The sequence below is a fragment of the Rhodococcus sp. Chr-9 genome (assembly GCF_000801125.1).
GTDB lineage: Bacteria > Actinomycetota > Actinomycetes > Mycobacteriales > Mycobacteriaceae > Rhodococcus > Rhodococcus pyridinivorans.
Window position 1 is genome coordinate 66,821 of sequence record NZ_JTIZ01000071.1, and the last position, 18,144, is coordinate 84,964.

The following is an 18,144-nucleotide window of genomic DNA, read 5'->3' on the forward strand; positions in this document are numbered from 1 at the left end:
GAACCCCGGCCGACCGCACGAACCCCGGCACCTGTAGGTGCCGGGGTTCGTGCTCGTTCTCGTGACCGTCAGCGCATGCCGAGCGCGCGGCGGACGAATCCGCGCTTGCGTGTCTTCTCGATGGTGGTGGCCAGACCCACGCGGCGGCCGGTGGCCGGATCGATCTCCGGCGCTCCGCCGAAGCCCCGCTCGGAAGCGGTCTCCGGGGCGGCGTCGCGGTCGTCCTTGAGGTACTTGTCGGGCAGCGACAGCTTGGCGATGGTGCGCCAGGACTTCCAGTACTGCACCGCGAGCGGGCCGGTGGTGTACGGCAGGTCGTACTTCTCGCACAGCTCACGCACGCGCACCGCGATCTCCGCGTACCGGTTGGACGGCAGGTCGGGGTAGATGTGGTGCTCGATCTGGTAGCTCAGGTTGCCGGTCATGAAGTCCATGACCTTACCGCCGGAGATGTTCGCGGAGCCGAGCATCTGACGCAGGTACCACTCGGCACGCGTCTCGGTCTCGATGTCCTGCTTCGTGAACTTCTCCGCACCGTCCGGGAAGTGACCGCAGAAGATCACCGCGTTGGTCCAGATGTTGCGCACGAAGTTGGCCGTGGCGTTGGCCCTCATCGTGGACTTCCACGACTTGCCGGTGAGCGCCGGATAGATCACGTAGTCCTTGAGGTGCTGTTTGCCGAGCTTGGCGAGCACCTCCTTGCCGCGTGCCTTGGTGAGCTCGCGGTCGTCGCGCCCCTGGATGACCTTGCCGAGCTCGAGCAGCTGGATGGCGATGCCGTACTGGAACAGCGCTGCGAGGATGGCGTTGTACGCGACGTTGCCGAGGTAGAACGGCTTCCATCGCTGGTCGCGGGTGACGCGCAGCAGGCCGTATCCCACATCGTCGTCCATGCCGAGGATGTTGGTGTACTTGTGATGCAGGTAGTTGTGGGTGATCTTCCAGTGCGCCGACGGGTCGACGTTGTCCCACTCCCAGTTGGCCGAGTGCACCTCGGGGTCGTTCATCCAGTCCCACTGCCCGTGCATCACATTGTGCCCGAGCTCCATGTTCTCGATGATCTTCGACAGGGAGAGCATGCCCGTGCCCAGCAGCCACAGCGGACGCTTGTTCGAGCCGAGCAGCACGAGGCGCCCGCCGATCTCGAGGCCGCGCTGCAGCCGGATCGTGTTGCGGACGTACCGAGCGTCGCGCTCACCGCGGGACTCCTCGATATCGTGCCGGATGGCGTCGAGTTCGCGGCCGATGGCCTCGACGTCCGCCTCCGTCAGGTGCGCGTACTCCTTGACATCCGATATCGCCATGCGGGCTACTCTACCGTAGGTTACGGTCCCGTAGGTTAGCCGGATTCGGAGCTGTGGCGCGAATCACAGAGTGACGGAAGGTCGCCGGTGACCCGATTCACCAGGCGACGACGACGTTCTGCTACCGCATGCTCGGCATGGACCCGCAGCGCCGTGAGCAGACCCCGGTGACGTCCGGTGGACGCCTCGGTGACCACCGCGGGCGCCTCCGGGCGCCACCTGTCGAACTTGCGCTCGGAGGAGGTCTCGGGGGCGTCGTCGGCCGTCGCCTTGAGGAATCGGTCGGGCAACGCGAGCTTGTGGATCGTGCGCAGGGCGAGCCAGTACTGCCGGGCGAGCGAACCGGTCGTGTACGGCAGGTCGTACTTGCCGCACAGCGCCCGTACACGGGCGGCGATCTCCGGGTAGCGGTTGCTCGGCAAGTCCGGGAACAGGTGATGCTCGATCTGATAACTGAGATTCCCGGTGAGGAAATCCATCGCACGCCCACCGGAAATGTTTGCGCTACCGAGCAACTGGCGCAGATACCACTCTCCGCGCGTCTCGTTCTCGTAGTGCTCGGTCGTGAACTTCTCTGCGCCGTCGGGGAAGTGGCCGCAGAAGATCACGAGATACGCCCAGATGTTGCGGATCACGTTCGCGGTGAGGTTCGCCGACAACGTGCTGCGCCAGGCCGGCCCGGTGAGCGCCGGGAAGAACACCAGGTCCTTGACGACCTGCCGGCCGGCCTTCGCTGCGAATTCCTTGTTGGGCCCCGAATTCCACTGCACGGGCGGGACGCCCTCGAGTTCCTTCTTCGCCGAGAGGTCGTGCAGCGCGATCCCCCACTCGAAGGTCAGCGCGAGGACGATGTTCGCGATCGGCTGCGCGAGATTGCGCGGACGCCACTTCTCGTCGCGCGTCATCCGCAGGATGCCGAATCCCACGTCCTCGTCCATGCCCACGATGTTCGTGTAGGTGTGGTGCGCGTAGTTGTGGGCGCGCTTCCAGTGCTCGGACGGACCGGTCTGATCCCATTCCCACGATGTCGAGTGGATCTCGGGGTCGTTCATCCAGTCCCACTGCCCGTGCATCACGTTGTGCCCGAGTTCCATGTTCTCGATGATCTTCGCGAGCGACAGCGCAGCGGTACCGATGATCCAGCGCGACCGTCGACGCGAACCGAACAGCGCGCAGCGTCCGACCACCTCCAGCACACGCTGCGCACGGATGACGGAATGGATGTAGCGGGCGTCCCGCGGGCCGCGCGAATTCTCCACATCCCGTCGAATCGCGTCGAATTCGTTTGCAAGAGCAACGATGTCGTCTTCGGTCAGATGAGAGAACGCGCGGATGTCGGTGATGGCCAAGCGGGATCCTTCGGAGGTTTGCTGTCGGTGTCTACACGTCCAGTGTGCAGTCGCCGGCAGCGGCGGAGATGCAGGTCTGGACGCGTTCGCCTTCTGCGTGCTCCTTGCCGGATCGCAGATCGACGACGTGCCCCTTCTCGAGCGGCACAACACAAGTCTGACAGATTCCCATGCGGCAACCGAAAGGCATCAGCGCACCGACGCTCTCACCGGCCTCGAGAATCGTCGTGGCGCCGTCCACAGTGACGGTCTTGCCGGACTTCGCGAACGTGATCGTTCCGCCCGAGCCAGAGGTGTCGGCGCGGCTGACGGCGAAGCGCTCGAGGTGGACCTGATCCTCGATGCCCTCCGCGGCCCAGTGCGCGGTGATGTCGTCGAGCATCTGCTGGGGACCGCACGCCCAGGTCTGACGCTCGCGCCAGTCGGGGCACACCTCGTCGAGCTCCGAGAGCGCGAACTTGCCCTTCTCACGGGTGTGACGCACGTGCACGCGGAAGCGATCGTGGGTGGCGTCGAAACGCTCGAGTTCGGACCGGAACATCACGTTCTCGGCCGTCGGCGCGGAGTGGAGGTGCACAACGTCGGGCAGGTCGAGTTCGCGCTCGACCGCACGCCGGTCGAGCGTCCGCAGCATCGACATGATCGGCGTGATGCCACTGCCGGCCGTGAGGAAGAGGATCTTCGCCGGCGGCGGGTCGGGCAGGACGAAATCGCCCTTCGGGGCGGCGAGGCGCACGACGGTGCCCTCGGGAACCCCACCGACGAGGTGGCTGGACAGAAAACCCTCGGGCATCGCCTTCACGGCGATGGAGATGACCTTGTCGCCCCAGGTGGGCGAGGAGGTCAGCGAGTAGGAGCGCCAGTGCCAGCGACCGTCGACATGCAGACCGATGCCGATGTACTGGCCGGGCGCGTATCCGAAGTCGAAGCCCCAGCCGGGACGGATGACGATCGTCGCGGAATCGGGGGTCTCCTGGCGCACCGAGACGATGCGCCCGCGCAGTTCACGGGCGGACCACAGCGGGTTGACCAGATGCAGGTAGTCGTCGGGGAGCAGAGGGGTGGTCAGCCGGGCCACCGCGCCACGCAGGACGTTGGAGAGCGACTTCTCCCCTGGCGCGACGTGTGCCGCAGGCTTCTCGATCCATTCCTTCAGGCCCATCCGACCGTTTCTCCTCACTCCGGTTACGGCTCCGTAGGTTATCAGAGGTTACGGAAGCGTAGGTTGAGCAAGAGACGGTCGTCACACCTATGACGTGGCGATATGCGAGGTCAGAGCAGTTCGAGGAGGAAGGGCAGTTCCTGGGCCGCGTACCACGCCAGTTCGTGGTCCTCCGCGTCGCCGAGGACGAACTCGGCCTCCTCGTCGCCCAGTTCGGCGGCATCGACGATCTCGCGTGCCCGCGCGACGTCGGCCTCCGCCTCCTGCAGGTCGATGTGCACCGACGCGACCGCACGCATCGTGATCGGCCCGGCGAGCTTGACGACCGCATCGTCGAGATCCGGTCGCGGCTTCACCTCGTCGACGTCGGCCGCGATCACCACCCGACGCGACGCGAAGGACGGATGATCGTTCGGCTCCTCCGACCCGAGCAACCGCAGCGACGCGCGTGCCGCCTCGGCCATAGCGACCTCGGCGAGCTCCTCGTCGTCGCCCGCCGTGTAGGCCTCGCGCAGAGCGGGGGTCACCGCGAAGGCCGTCCGGCCCACCGCGTCGACCTCACCGTCGGCGACGAGGCCCTGCAACATCGCGAGCGTTGCCGGTACATAGACACGCGTCACTTCTCACCTGCCGGCATCCGTCAACTCCTCGAGAGATTCCTGGATCAGCGTCGCTGCCACGTCCACATCGGGCATCGCATCACGATCCGCATTCAAACCGTAGTAGATCTTGCCGTCGTAGGACGTCAACGCGATGCTCAGGGCCTGATTCTTCAGCAGCGGCGAGACCGGGAAGATCTCGAGCAGCCGGGCTCCGGTGAGGTAGAGCGGGTGCTGCGGACCGGGCGCATTGGTGATCATGAGGTTGAACATCCGCTGCGAGAAACCCATCGCGACCCGGGCTCCCACCGCGTGCATCGTCGCCGGGGCGAAGCCCGACAAGCGGACCATCGTCTGCGCCGCCACCCGCCGCCGCTGCCGCGAGTAGGCCTCGCCCGCATGCGCGATGTGCGACAACCGGACCACCGCGTTCGGCTCCCCCACCGGCAGATCCAGCAGGAAGGACGACACCTCACCCTGCGGGTGCACCTGGATCGTGTCGTTGTCGCCGCAGTCGTCCGGATCCTGGGTGTACACCGACATCGGGACCATCGCCCGCACCACCGTCGCCTCGGTGACCGGCTCCCCGCGGGAGAGCAGCCAGTACCGCAACGCGCCGGCGAGGACCGCGAGCACCACGTCGTTGATCGTGCAGCCGTAGCGGGAGTGGATCTTGCGGTAGGGCTCCAGATCGGAGCGCACCACGGAGAACCGACGGCTCCTCGAGATCTGCGTGTTCAGCGGAGTCTCGGGCGCCGACTGCGCTGCCGTGCGGGCGATCCGGCCGACGGCGTCGACGGTCTCGGTGAGGGTCGCCGTGAGATCGCCCACGGCCGATCGCACGGCGGCGATCCCCTCCCCCGGGCGCGCGACGAGTTCGGCGAGCGCTCCGACGAGCAGAGCGGACTCCGACGGTTCGCGTTCGGGCATCCACAATTCCTCGGGGACCTCACGCGGCACCGGCTCCTTGTCGAAGAGCACCTGGACGATGTCGAGGGCCTCCTCGCCGTCGACGAGCGCCGAATGCGACTTCGTGAACAGCGCCACCCGATCGTTCGCGAGCCCCTCGACGAGATACATCTCCCAGAGCGGTCGCGTGCGGTCGAGCGGTCGCGAGACCAGACGCGCGACGAGGTCGTGCAGCTGTTCGTCGGAGCCGGGTTTCGGCAGCGCGGAGCGCCGCACGTGGTAGGTGATGTCGAAATCGCGGTCGTCGACCCACACGGGTCGCGAGAGCCCGAATGCGACCTCACGCACCTTCTTCCGGTAACGGGGCACCTCGGGCAGTCGCTGCTCGACCAACCGCAGCACGCTCTCGTAGTCGAGACCGCCCTCGGGGGGTTCGAGGATCGCGAGCGACCCGACGTGCATCGGCGTGTTGCTCGTCTCCAGGTAGTAGTACGACGCGTCCTGCGCCGTCATCCGGCTCGTCATCGACCCCGTTCCCCCTCCTGACCCGAACCTCCCGAACATCGCCACCACGACTCGGCGCCGTCCGTGGCTCCGCTCCCGATCTCCTCGGGATCGAGATCGAAGAGTACGGCCAGTTCGCCCGGCGCGTCGTGTGAACCATCATGGTGTACGCCGACCATCCCCGCAGCGGCGGCGCCTCGCACATTGCCGACCGAATCGTCGACGAAGACGCACTCGCCGGGTTCGAGGTCCAGCAGCCGGGCGACCAGCAGGTAGCTCTCGGGGTCGGGTTTGGCGACACGTGCGTCACCCGAGAGCACCACGCGGTCGACGAACGGACCCTCGAGATCGCGCAGCCACTGCGCTCCGGGCCCACCGGGATCGTTGCTCAGCAGGGCGGTCCGCACCCCACGCGCGCGCAGGACCGTCACGGCCGCGCCGAAGGTGTCGGGGTCGCTTCCCGGCCCGACCAGGACGCCACCGACGTCGAGTACGAGTCCTCGCATCACGACACCACCGTAGGTCCTGGACGTCCTGCTCGCGCAGCGCATCCCGCGCGCGTCGAACCGGGACCGTCGCCCGGAGATGTGGCATCATGTGCGCGGTTCGTCCTCTCCCGAACCGATCCGCCGTCACGGTGTCACCGTGACGATCCGTCCTCATGCCCTTCGGGAGAGCCCATGTCGCATCACACCGGGCGCTACGTGCGCCGCCTCACCCGCCTCGAACCTCCGGTCGAGGAGAGCTGCCACCGTCCCCGCAGCCACGTCGCCCGTCGGCCCACGCCGCACGACGGACGCTCGGGACGCGCCACGCTCCGCCGCGACGGAACCGGACGTCCGGCCGAGGGCCCGAGCATCGAAGGTCCGGCCACAGAGCCGAGCGACCGACCCGCGATCGTGCTCGATCCGGGTGTCGTGCGGGTCGCGGAGACGGCGGTGCGCCTGGTCCTCGAGGTCGTCGACGGCCGCCGTCCCGCGGTGCAGTCCACCACGGTCCTCGATCCGCGTCTCGTCGCGACGATCACCGCGGGCCGGCCTCCGCGTGCCGGACGCAGCACCGCGATACTGCTGCGGACGCGGGTGCGTCCCGTCGACGCCGACACCGTGGAACTGTTCGGCAGCTACGGTCGCGGGGACCGGGTGTTCGCCTTCGCCGGCCGGATGGTGCGCAAGCGTCCCCGTCCTCGTGCTCCGCACCGCTGGACGATCACGACCCTGTGGCTCGGGTGAGCCACAGGGTCGTGGGGTGATCGTGAGTCCTCGACTCAGCGCCGATGTGAGTCTTCGACTCAGCGCGTTCAGCGTCGCCGGTTGGTCTTCGCATCGCGCCGGGCCGCGGCACGACGCTCCTTGCGAGTGCCCGCCTGCCTGGGCGCGGAGCCCGCGTCGGAACCGGCGGTCGTACGCGCGACGTGGGCGCGGCCGTCCTCGTCGGGACCGGTGTAGGTCAGACGCCGCTCGGTCTCGTCGAGACCCTTGGCCCGCAGCGCGGCCGGTGCGGGCTCCGCCTGCGCCGCCGGAGCCGGCTGTGCCTGTTGTGCCGTCGGGGCCGGCTGTGCGGGTCGCGCGGGAGCAGCCTTGGCGAGGCTCGGGGACGCCTGCGCGGCGGCCGCCGCAGAGGCCGGCGTGACCGCCACACCCGCGGACTGCTGCTGTTGCGCGGCCTCGACCTGGAGGTTGAACAGGAATCCGACCGATTCCTCCTTCAGGCCCTCGAGCATCGCGGTGAACATGTCGAAGCCCTCGCGCTGGTACTCGACGAGCGGATCACGCTGCGCCATCGCGCGCAGGCCGATGCCCTCCTTGAGGTAGTCCATCTCGTAGAGGTGCTCGCGCCACTTGCGGTCGAGAACCGACAACAGCACGCGACGCTCGAGTTCGCGCATCGCGTTCTCACCGGCAATGGCCTCGAGTTCGGCCTCGCGACGTGCGTAGGCGGCGCGGGCGTCCTCGAGAAGGACCTCGAGCAGACCGTTGCGGTCGAGGTCCTCGTTCTCGGCGACGAGCGTCTTGTGGTCGACACCCACCGGGTAGAGGGTCTTGAGCGCCGTCCACAGCTGCTCGAGATCCCAGTCCTCGACGTAGCCCTCGGCGGTCGCACCGTCGACGTAGGCGGTGATCACGTCGGTGAGCATGTGCTGCACCTGACCCTCGAGGTCCTCGCCGCGCAGGATCCGGCGACGCTCCTCGTAGATGACGGTGCGCTGCTGGTTCATCACCTCGTCGTACTTGAGGACGTTCTTGCGGATCTCGAAGTTCTGCTGCTCGACCTGCGTCTGCGCGCTCTTGATGGCCTTGGAGACCATCTTCGCCTCGATCGGCACGTCGTCGGGCAGGTTCAGTCGCGTCATGATCGACTCGAGCGCGGCGCCGTTGAAGCGTCGCATCAACTCGTCGCCGAGCGAGAGGTAGAACCGCGACTCGCCCGGATCGCCCTGACGACCGGAACGGCCACGGAGCTGGTTGTCGATACGACGCGACTCGTGCCGTTCGGTGCCGAGCACATACAGGCCACCGGCCGCTCGCACCTTTTCGGCGTCGGCCTTCGACTCGGCCTTGATCCGCTCGAGGGTCTCGTCCCAGGCCGCCTCGTACTCGTCCGGCGTGTTGACCGGGTCGAGGCCGCGCTTGCGCAGCTCGATGTCGGCGAGGATGTCGGGGTTGCCGCCGAGCACGACGTCGGTACCGCGACCGGCCATGTTCGTCGCGACCGTCACCGCGCCGGACCGGCCGGCCTGCGCGATGATCTGCGCTTCCTGCTCGTGGAACTTCGCGTTGAGCACGCTGTGCGGCACACCGCGCTTGGTGAACTGCCGCGACAGGTATTCCGACCGCTCGACGCTCGTCGTACCGATGAGGACCGGCTGGCCCTTCTCGTGACGCTCGACGACGTCGTCGACGACGGCCGCGAACTTCGCTTCCTCGGTCTTGTAGATCAGATCGCCCTGGTCGACGCGCACCATCGGGCGGTTGGTCGGGATCGGGATGACACCCAGGCTGTAGATCTGGTGGAGCTCGGCGGCCTCGGTCTCGGCCGTACCGGTCATGCCCGACAGCTTGTCGTACAGGCGGAAGTAGTTCTGCAGCGTGATCGTGGCGAGCGTCTGGTTCTCGGCCTTGATCTCGACGCCTTCCTTTGCCTCGATCGCCTGGTGCATGCCCTCGTTGTAGCGGCGGCCCGACAGGACGCGGCCGGTGAACTCGTCGACGATGACGACCTCGCCGTTGCGGACGATGTAGTCCTTGTCCTTGGCGTAGAGCTCCTTGGCCTTGATGGCGTTGTTGAGGTAGCTCACCAGCGGCGAGTTGGCCGCCTCGTACAGGTTGTCGATGCCGAGCTGGTCCTCGACGAACTCGACGCCGGCCTCGTGCACACCGACGGTCCGCTTGCGGATGTCGATCTCGTAGTGCACCTCGGGCTTGAGCAGCTTGGCGATGCGCGCGAACTCGGAGTACCACTTGCTCGACGCGTCGGCGGGACCCGAGATGATCAGCGGGGTCCGGGCCTCGTCGATGAGGATCGAATCGACCTCGTCGACGATCGCGAAGTTGTGGCCACGCTGGACGAGATCGTCGAGCGAGTGCGTCATGTTGTCGCGCAGGTAGTCGAAACCGAACTCGTTGTTGGTGCCGTAGGTGATGTCCGCGGAGTAGGCCGCGCGGCGCTGGGCCGGGGTCATGCCGGACAGGATCACGTCGGTCTCGAGTCCGAGGGAACGGTGCACGCGGCCCATCCACTCGGCGTCGCGCTTGGCGAGGTAGTCGTTCACGGTGACGACGTGGACGCCGTCGCCGGAGATCGCGTTGAGGTAGGCCGGCAGCACGCAGGTGAGGGTCTTGCCCTCACCGGTCTTCATCTCGGAGATGTTGCCGAAGTGCAGCGCCGCGCCACCCATGATCTGGACGAGATAGTGCTTCTGGCCGAGCACACGGAAGGACGCCTCCCGGGCGGTCGCGAAGGCTTCCGGAAGCAGATCGTCGAGCGTCTCGCCGTCCTGGTAGCGGCTCCGGAACTCGTCCGTCTTGGCACGGAGCTCGGCGTCGGTCAGGGCCTCGAAGTCCGGGGAGAGGGAATCGACATGCTCGGCGATGTGCTTGAGCCGCTTGACCATGCGACCTTCACCGATCCGGAGCAGCTTCGTCAGCGACAGCACTGGTGTGTTCGTCCTCAATCTCGGGTACCTGCACGGACAAGAAATCCGGCCGAGGCCTTGTCGGACCCCGGCCGGATTCCATGGTAGGCGCTGCGCGGGAGTGACCGCGATGGCGAGGTGCCTTCGGTCACTCCCTGCAGTGTCACACGAGCCTGATCAGACCGTAGTCGAAGGCGTGTCGCCGGTAGACCACGGACGGCTTGTCCGTCTCCTTGTCGTGGAACAGGTAGAAGTCGTGACCGACGAGTTCCATCTCGTAGAGGGCGTCGTCGACGGTCATCGGCGCAGCGTTGTGTTCCTTCGTCCGGACGATGCGACCGGGACCGTCCTGAGGCTCCTTCTCGCTGTCGCCGAGCGACAGGTCGGGCGAGATCGCGAGCTCGTCATCCTGGGCGAGGGCCGCGGTGGCTTCCGCCACGGACACGGGCGTCTTCTCACCGTAGGAGACCTTCCGGCGCTCCTTCGTCCGTCGCAGGCGCGATTCGAGCTTGCTGATCACAGACTCGAAGGCAGCGTAGAAGCTGTCGGCACTGGCCTCGGCGCGTACGACAGGTCCCTTTCCGCGGGCAGTGATCTCGACCCGCTGACAACTCTTCCTCTGACGCCTGTTGCGTTCGTGTTGCAACTCGACGTCGAAGATGAAGATCGTCGGATCGAAACGTTCGAGCCGAGCGAGTTTCTCGGAGACGTAGATCCGGAAGTGATCGGGGACCTCGACGTTGCGTCCTTTCACGACAACGTCGGCACGTGGGCCTTCCGTGGCTGCATCGGCCTCTGCAACGGAACCTCTGGACTTCGAAGGGGTCGTCACGCGTACCTCCCGAGTTACGGCCGGCGCAGCCCGCGCGCCGGCATGATGTATGAGCGCGAGAGCGCGCTCACCCGGAATCGGAAGAACAGGCGTTTCCACCCGTCTACCTTGTTGTTTCCGGGTCTGATGGCGACGGTAGTACGTAACGCGGAGGTGTGCCACCGTTCCCGCGCGATTTCCCATCGCGTCGCCTTCCGGTCACTCGGTGAGGTACTTTCCGGGCCCGTCCGCGGGCTCACGCGTGGGCGATCACGAGCACTCCGAGAGGGTCGAATCCGGCGCGTCGGAGTGCCCGCACCGACTCGCGCGCGGTGGTTCCGGTGGTGAGCACGTCGTCGACGACGAGGACCGGGATCGTGCGCGGCAGACCGTCGGCGCGCACCCCGACACGGCCGGCGAGGTTGCGCTGCCTGTCGGCTGCCGAGAGCCCCACCGAATCACGCACCCCGGCCGCCACACTCAGGATCGGATGCACGTGGAGGCGACGGTCGTGGGTCGCGGCGGCCCGGGCGGCACGCGTGACGGGATCGCCTCCGCGTGCCCGCGCCGCACGCGTCCGGGTGGGGGCGGGCGTCACGATCAAGGGACCCTCGGGCAGCTCGCTCCATCGGCGCAGCCGCGCGATCGCGACGGCCCACGCGAGCCCGAGCGGCTCGGCGAGATCCCGGCGGGCACGCTCCTTCGCGACGATCACCGCGCGGCGCCTGGGGCCGGTGTACGGGCCCAGGCTCCACACCGGGGTCCCGGGGTCGACGCGCGGCGCGACGGCCACGGGGTGATCGGAGAGCTCGCGTGCGCACGCCCGGCACCAGCTCGCTCCGGGAGCGGCGCACCCACCGCACCGGGCGGGCAGGACGAGATCGAGAAAGGCGGTGAGCACACCGGGAGTGTGCCCGAAGTCACCGACGCCTGGGCGTCACCGTCGGCACGCTCTAGCCGGGAAGGACCGGGATCGCCGCCATCCCGGCCAGTCCGGGTACCTCGCGCCAGTACCGGTCGCCCGCGGGATCGCGGTTGTTGAGCTGGAAGACCGTCCGGGAATCGGCGACGAACTCGCTGGCCGTCGACGCCTCCACGGCCACCACCGGAGGGGTGAGATTGCGGCTCGGGAGTGCGTCGATGCGTGAGCCGTCCACCGCGACCTGCACGACGGGCACGTCGGCCGACGCGCGGGAGACGACGATCGTGTCGGCCGTGCTCCAGTCCAAGGCGAGCGCGGGACCACCGAGACCGAAGCCGATCTCGCGCGGATTGGTGAGCGAGTACTCGCCGGTCGTGGTCGGCACGACGGTCGCGACGAAGACCCGCCCGTCGATGATCATGGCGGCGCGGACACCGTCGCGCGACAGGCGCAGTTCGGTGATGCGGTCGCCGAGACCGCGGACCGCGCCCGCCTCCACCCCGACGACGGTGACCCGCCCGGTGCCGGGTTCGCGCACCGCGCGCACCACCGAGGTCCCGTTGACGACCGCCCACACCGAATTGTTGTTGGGAGACCAGGACGGCCGGGTGATCGACTCGCCGTCGACCGCCGGCTCGGCACCGCCCTCGCTGTAGGCCCCCACCATGAGTTGCACGGCCGGTTCCGGTGCCGGTTTGCCGGTGTTCTCGACTGCGGCGACGAGCTCTCCGTCCAGCGACAGGGCGACGGACTGCAGATCGTCGGACATGCCGAAGAAGCTGCGGACCGGTGTCACGCCGGTCTCTGCGACGCTCACCAGCGCGCCGTCGAGCAGCGCGTGCAGGCCCACCGTCACGCTCGATGCGGCAAGGGGGTTCATCGATGCCACGTCGGCGGTGGTCCACCCGTTCGGGAACCGTTCGTCGAGGGGCTGGCCGTCGGCGAGGAGCTGGTACGGGCCGCTGATGTCTGCGTTGGCGAGGGTCCAGATCACCTGCGCGGCGAGCAGTTCGCGATCCTGCCGGCCCATCGAGCCGACCCCCTGGAAGTCGATGCGGATACCGCCGAGTCCGACGCCGACGTCGGTCGTGCGGCCGTCCGCCTTCGTCACCGAGCCGATGACGGTGACGTCCTCGAGGAGATTCTTGACCGCAGGCGCGAGGACCTCTTTCGGCCCTTCGACGAGCAACCCGATCAACTGCGACGCCGTCTGTTCGGGGGTACCCGTGATCCAGCGGGGGTCGGGGACGACGGCGGTGCCGGTCGGGTCGAGGAAGTACAGCGAGCGGCGCTGATAGGTGTTGAGGAAGCGCGGGCGGTCCATGATGACGCCGGCCGGCAACCGGTCGATGCGCCACTCCCCGTCCGTGCGGACCAGGGAGAACCGCGCCTCGAACTCCCCGTCGGCGGGACGGTAGATGCCGCCCTCCTCGAGGTAGCCGACGGTGCTGGCCCGCACCACGTAGGTGGCGCTGTCGCCGTCGCGTTCCTCGACGAGGACGTCGACCTTGTCGACGATCGTCGCGCTCGCCGCGTCGTCCCAGGACTCGGACATCGTGGGGGTGAGGAACTGCCGGGCCGCGCGGTGGCGGTTGGTCGGATCCGTGCTCGCCTGCAGGAAGTCGCGCAGGAGCAGGTCGGGTTCGCGACCGGGCACGGGAGCGGCGACCTCGGTGGTCGCGGGGCCGCGTTCAAGGGTTCCGATGGCCTGCGGTGACGACGAATCTGGCAGCGTGGCGCATCCCGACAGCACGAGTCCGGCCACGGTCAGGAGTACGACGAGCACGCCCGCTGCACGCGGAGTCGAGCGGCTCATGTATTGGCTCCTTCGGACGATGTGCTCGCAGGGTCGGTCGGGATCTCTCCCGTCGAAGGCCGCTCCGGGGTGTCGTCACCCGGCGGGGGCTTGCCCTGCACGGCCTTCGCGGCGCTGGGTACGAGAGGCAGGGGGCTGCGACCCACCTTACGTCCGCGTTCGCGCGGGAGGGTGAGCCGGAAGCTGGCACCTCGTCCCGGTTCGCCCCACGCTTCGAGCTTGCCGTTGTGCAGGTTGGCGTCCTCGACGCTGATCGCGAGACCGAGGCCGGTGCCGCCGGAGCGCCGGACCCGCGACGGATCGGAGCGCCAGAACCGGTTGAAGACGAGTTTCTCCTCCCCCGGTCGCAGGCCCACGCCCTGATCGCGCACGACGAAGGCCGCGGCCGCGTCGTCGGCGCGCAACCGCAGCAGGATGGGTTTGCCCTCGCCGTGATCGATCGCGTTGGCGAGCAGGTTGCGCAGGATGCGTTCGACGCGGCGCGGATCGACGTCGGCCTCGACGGACTCGTCCGGAAGGTCGACGATGAGCTCGGTGGCGGTCTCGCGGGCGAGGTGCCGCACGGTCGAGACGGCGGCACGCGCGCACATCCGCAGATCGAGTCGTTCGGAGGCGAGTTCGGCGACACCCGCGTCGTGCCGGCTGATCTCGAGCAGATCGTTGAGGAGGCTCTCGAAGCGGTCGAGTTCGGCGACGAGCAGTTCGGAGGACCGCTTGAGGACGGGGTCGAGCTCGTCGCTGCCGTCGTGGATGAGGTCGGCGGCCATACGGACGGTCGTGAGCGGGGTGCGCAGTTCGTGGCTCACATCGGAGGTGAACCGTTTCTGCAGGTTGCCGTACTCCTCGAGCTGGGTGATCTGCCGCGACAGGCTCTCGGCCATCTCGTTGAACGACATCGCCAGGCGCGCCATGTCGTCCTCACCGCGGACCGGCATGCGTTCCTTGAGCCGTCCGTCGGCGAAGCGCACGGCGATCCGGGAGGCCGACCGGATGGGCAGCACGACCTGCCGCGCGACGATCATCGAGATCGCGGCCAGCAGCACGAGCAGGACCACGGCACCGACGAGCAGGGTGCCGCGGACGAGGGCGAGGGTGCGTTCCTCACCGCCGAGCGGGAAGACGAGATACAGCTCGAGTGTCGAGATGTCGGAGTCGGTGGGGCTGCCCATGATCAGGGCCGGCCCGGTGTAGCCGTCGGGATCGGCGACCGTCGCGAACTGGTACGCGATCTGCCCGTTCTGGACGAAGGCACGCAGGTTCTGCGGGATCTGGTCGGCGGGCCCGCTCGAGGTGGGGGCCCGCGGACCGTCGCCGGGAACGATCAGGACGGGGTCGAAGGTTCCGGCGACGCCGGTGTCCTGTCCCCCGTCGCTGCCACGGCTGGTGAGGATCGCCGCGGCACCGTCGAGGCGGACCGCGAGCGAACCGGAGTCGTCGGCGCCCGCGAGTTGTCCCTCGACGAGTGCGCGCGAGCGATCCATCTCCTCGGTCGCCGCGTCGATCTTCACTTCGAGCAGTCGGTCGGTGATCTGGCTCGTGAGTACCACTCCGAGCACGAACATGACGATCAGCGACAGCGTGAGGGTCGAGGTCACGACCCGGAGCTGCAGGGATCGTCGCCAGGTGTGCGCGAGTCGGCTGCTCATCGACCGCGACCACCTCACCAGCGGCAGCGTCCTACGCGTGATACGCCGCCGAAGCCGGTAGGTTCGAATCACGGCGGTCCGGCCTTGTAGCCGACCCCCCGCACCGTGAGCACCGCCTCGGGATTCTCGGGATCCTTCTCGACCTTCGCGCGCAGACGCTGGACGTGGACGTTCACGAGCCGGGTGTCGGCGGCGTGCCGGTAGCCCCAGACCTGCTCGAGCAGGACCTCACGGGTGAACACCTGGCGCGGCTTGCGTGCGAGCGCCACGAGCAGGTCGAACTCGAGGGGCGTGAGCGAGATCGCCTCGTCGCCGCGGGTGACCTTGTGGGCGGGGACGTCGATGGTGATGTCCCCGATGTTCAGGACCTCCGCCGGTTCCTGCTCGGTGCGACGCAGCCGGGCCCGCACGCGTGCGACGAGCTCCTTCGGCTTGAACGGCTTGACGATGTAGTCGTCGGCGCCCGATTCGAGGCCGAGCACGACGTCGACGGTGTCGGACTTGGCGGTGAGCATCACGATCGGCACACCGGAATCCGCGCGGAGCACACGGCACACGTCGATGCCGTTCATGCCGGGGAGCATGAGATCGAGCAGGACGAGGTCGGGCCGGATCTCGCGCACGGCACCCAGCGCCTGAGTGCCGTCCCCCACCACGAACGGTTCGAATCCCTCGCCGCGCAGCACGATCGTGAGCATCTCGGCCAGCGCGGTGTCGTCGTCGACTACCAGAATCCTCGGCTTCATAGCCTCTATCGTGTCACCCCTCGAGCGTCGTGAAGCAGATTTGAGATGTCAACGGCGAGTTGTCGCGGGGAGGTCTGCGGGCCTGCGACCTCCCACGGAGACATCCACTGCTGCTGCGCGAGCCCGTCGTAGACCGCGCCGGTGCGCTCCTGCAGACCGGCATCGCGCTCGTAGGCGTCGCGATCGCGGTCGACCTCGGTCGCGGCGCGGTTACGGGCACGCTCGGCGGCGAGGGCGACCGGAACGCGGAGCAGCACCTGCAGATCGGGCACCGGAAGCCCGAACCGTTCGAACTCGAGACGGCGGATCCACTCCACCGCCGGGCCGGTCGCATCCTGGTTCCGGCGCGCCGCGGTGTACGCGGCGTTGGACGCGACGTACCGGTCGAGCAGCACGATGTCGTTGTCGGCGAGCAGCTTCCGCAGCTCGTCGGCAGCATCGCGTCGGTCGAGCGCCCACAGCAACGCCATCGCCTCGACGCTCGAGGCGGTGTCGCCGTGCTGCCCGCGCAACGCCTCCGCGCCCAGATCGGCGTGGATCGACTGCCCGTACCGCGGGAAGGCCAGCGTCGCGACCTTCCGTCCGGCCTCGCGCCAGGTCTCGACGAGACCGGCGGACAACGTCCGCTTGCCGGCCCCGTCGAGACCCTCGACGACGATCAGATCACCCATGTGCCCTGTGATTCCCGTCGAATCAACGGGATCAGTACCGGTAGTGCTCGGGCTTGTACGGGCCCTCGACGTCGACACCGATGTACTCGGCCTGCTCCTTGGTCAGCTTCGTGATCTGTCCACCGAGCGCCTCGACGTGGATCTTCGCGACCTTCTCGTCGAGGTGCTTGGGCAGGCGGTAGACCTCGTTGTCGTACTCGTCGGGCTTGGTCCACAGCTCGATCTGGGCGATCACCTGGTTGGCGAACGAGTTGCTCATCACGAAGGAGGGGTGGCCCGTGGCGTTGCCCAGGTTGAGCAGGCGGCCCTCCGACAGGACGATGATCGAATGGCCGTCGGCGAAGGTGAACTCGTCGACCTGCGGCTTGATGTTGATCCGCGTGACGTCGGCGGCCCGCTCGAGGCCGGCCATGTCGATCTCGTTGTCGAAGTGGCCGATGTTGCCGAGGATGGCCTGGTGCTTCATCGCCTTCATGTGCTCGAAGGTGATGATGTCCTTGTTGCCGGTCGCAGTGATGACGATGTCGGCCTGGCCGATGAAGTCCTCGACCGTCACGACGTCGTAGCCGTCCATCATGGCCTGCAGGGCGTTGATCGGGTCGACCTCGGTGACCGAGACGCGTGCGCCCTGGCCGCGCAGGGCCTCGGCGCAGCCCTTGCCGACGTCGCCGTAGCCGCACACGAGCGCGGCCTTGCCGCCGATGAGGACGTCGGTGCCGCGGTTGATGCCGTCGAGCAGCGAGTGCCGGGTGCCGTACTTGTTGTCGAACTTGCTCTTGGTGACCGAGTCGTTGACGTTGATCGCGGGGAACGCGAGCTCGCCGGCTGCGGAGAGCTGGTACAGGCGCAGGACGCCCGTGGTGGTCTCCTCCGTGACGCCCTTGACGGACTCGGCGACGGTGGTCCACTTCTTCGAGTCGGCCGCGAGCGAGCGGCGCAGCAGCTCGAGGAAGACCTTGTACTCTGCGGAGTCCTGCTCTTCGTCGCTCGGCGGGACGACGCCGGCCTTCTCGAACTGGGCGCCCTTGAGCACGAGCATCGTGGCGTCGCCGCCGTCGTCGAGGATCATGTTGGCGGGTTCGCCGGGCCAGGTGAGCATCTGCTCGGCCGCCCACCAGTACTCTTCGAGGGTCTCGCCCTTCCAGGCGAACACCGGGACGCCCTTGGGCTCCTCGGGGGTGCCGTGCGGGCCGACGACGACGGCCGCGGCGGCGTGGTCCTGGGTGGAGAAGATGTTGCACGACGCCCAGCGCACCTGCGCGCCGAGGGAGACGAGCGTTTCGATGAGCACAGCGGTCTGGACCGTCATGTGCAGCGAGCCGGAGATCCGTGCGCCCTTCAGCGGCTGCACCTCCGCGTACTCGCGACGCAGCGCCATCAGGCCCGGCATCTCGTGTTCGGCGAGCCGGATCTCCTTGCGCCCGAACTCGGCGAGGGACAGATCGGCGACCTTGAAATCGAGACCGTTGACCCGGTCGGCTACGAGCGTGGTGTCAGACACGTGCAGATGCCTCTTCCTGTCGGCAGACGATGTTGGTTCCAGGCTATACAACCTGCGCAAGAAGAGGCC

At 67.9% G+C, this 18,144-nt stretch carries 15 protein-coding genes; 1 reads left to right on the plus strand and 14 read right to left on the minus strand.

The features are described 5' to 3' along the window. Positions 1-68 precede the first annotated feature (68 nt). From QR64_RS07815 to QR64_RS07840, 6 genes are all read right to left on the minus strand, one after another. Positions 69-1,304: a fatty acid desaturase family protein gene (locus tag QR64_RS07815; RefSeq protein WP_024101492.1), complete on the minus strand. Its 1,236-nt coding sequence runs from the start codon at positions 1,302-1,304 to the stop codon at positions 69-71. A gap of 35 nt (positions 1,305-1,339) precedes the next feature. Next, a complete protein-coding gene (locus QR64_RS07820; RefSeq protein WP_039584798.1) occupies positions 1,340-2,653 on the minus strand; it encodes a fatty acid desaturase family protein in 1,314 nt (437 codons plus the stop codon). 31 nt (positions 2,654-2,684) lie between these two features. After that, positions 2,685-3,815, minus strand: coding sequence for a ferredoxin reductase (locus QR64_RS07825; protein WP_039584799.1), 1,131 nt, complete (start codon positions 3,813-3,815; stop codon positions 2,685-2,687). Between the two features lie 110 nt (positions 3,816-3,925). Then, on the minus strand, positions 3,926-4,435 hold the full coding sequence (locus QR64_RS07830) for a DUF6912 family protein (protein ID WP_006550224.1): 510 nt from the start codon (positions 4,433-4,435) through the stop codon (positions 3,926-3,928). A gap of 3 nt (positions 4,436-4,438) precedes the next feature. Then, positions 4,439-5,848, minus strand: coding sequence for a WS/DGAT/MGAT family O-acyltransferase (locus QR64_RS07835; protein ID WP_026061398.1), 1,410 nt, complete (start codon positions 5,846-5,848; stop codon positions 4,439-4,441). Then, positions 5,845-6,333, minus strand: a complete 489-nt coding sequence (locus QR64_RS07840) for an HAD-IA family hydrolase (RefSeq protein ID WP_024101497.1) — start codon at positions 6,331-6,333, stop codon at positions 5,845-5,847. Before QR64_RS07840 ends, QR64_RS07835 begins: the two co-directional genes overlap by 4 nt. A 174-nt stretch (positions 6,334-6,507) precedes the next feature. Between QR64_RS07840 and QR64_RS07845 the strand changes: the two genes are divergently transcribed. Further along, a complete protein-coding gene (locus tag QR64_RS07845; RefSeq protein WP_006550222.1) occupies positions 6,508-7,059 on the plus strand; it encodes an Rv3235 family protein in 552 nt (183 codons plus the stop codon). A gap of 68 nt (positions 7,060-7,127) precedes the next feature. Here QR64_RS07845 and secA read toward each other — a convergent pair whose 3' ends face one another. From secA to ahcY, 8 genes are all read right to left on the minus strand, one after another. Further along, on the minus strand, positions 7,128-9,941 hold the full coding sequence (gene secA, locus QR64_RS07850) for a preprotein translocase subunit SecA (RefSeq protein WP_052227251.1): 2,814 nt from the start codon (positions 9,939-9,941) through the stop codon (positions 7,128-7,130). Positions 9,942-10,125: 184 nt separating this feature from the next. Further along, a complete protein-coding gene (hpf, locus tag QR64_RS07855; RefSeq protein WP_024101500.1) occupies positions 10,126-10,794 on the minus strand; it encodes a ribosome hibernation-promoting factor, HPF/YfiA family in 669 nt (222 codons plus the stop codon). A 235-nt stretch (positions 10,795-11,029) separates the two neighbouring features. Beyond that, positions 11,030-11,674 carry a ComF family protein gene (locus QR64_RS07860; protein WP_039584801.1) on the minus strand — a complete coding sequence of 215 codons (645 nt, stop codon included), beginning with the start codon at positions 11,672-11,674 and terminating at the stop codon, positions 11,030-11,032. 52 nt (positions 11,675-11,726) lie between these two features. Then, positions 11,727-13,511, minus strand: coding sequence for an MtrAB system accessory lipoprotein LpqB (lpqB, locus tag QR64_RS07865; protein ID WP_039584802.1), 1,785 nt, complete (start codon positions 13,509-13,511; stop codon positions 11,727-11,729). Then, positions 13,508-15,157, minus strand: a complete 1,650-nt coding sequence (gene mtrB, locus QR64_RS07870; RefSeq protein WP_019288499.1) for an MtrAB system histidine kinase MtrB — start codon at positions 15,155-15,157, stop codon at positions 13,508-13,510. Before mtrB ends, lpqB begins: the two co-directional genes overlap by 4 nt. 68 nt (positions 15,158-15,225) lie before the next feature. Continuing rightward, the gene (mtrA, locus tag QR64_RS07875) at positions 15,226-15,903 is read right to left on the minus strand and encodes an MtrAB system response regulator MtrA (RefSeq protein WP_024101503.1); all 678 of its coding nucleotides are present in this window, start codon (positions 15,901-15,903) and stop codon (positions 15,226-15,228) included. 5 nt (positions 15,904-15,908) lie between these two features. Next, complete coding sequence (locus QR64_RS07880) at positions 15,909-16,574, minus strand: dTMP kinase (protein ID WP_039584803.1); 666 nt, start codon at positions 16,572-16,574, stop codon at positions 15,909-15,911. Between the two features lie 31 nt (positions 16,575-16,605). Next, positions 16,606-18,075 (minus strand): adenosylhomocysteinase, encoded by a 1,470-nt coding sequence (gene ahcY, locus QR64_RS07885; protein ID WP_039584804.1) that lies wholly within the window; start codon positions 18,073-18,075, stop codon positions 16,606-16,608. Positions 18,076-18,144 lie beyond the last annotated feature (69 nt).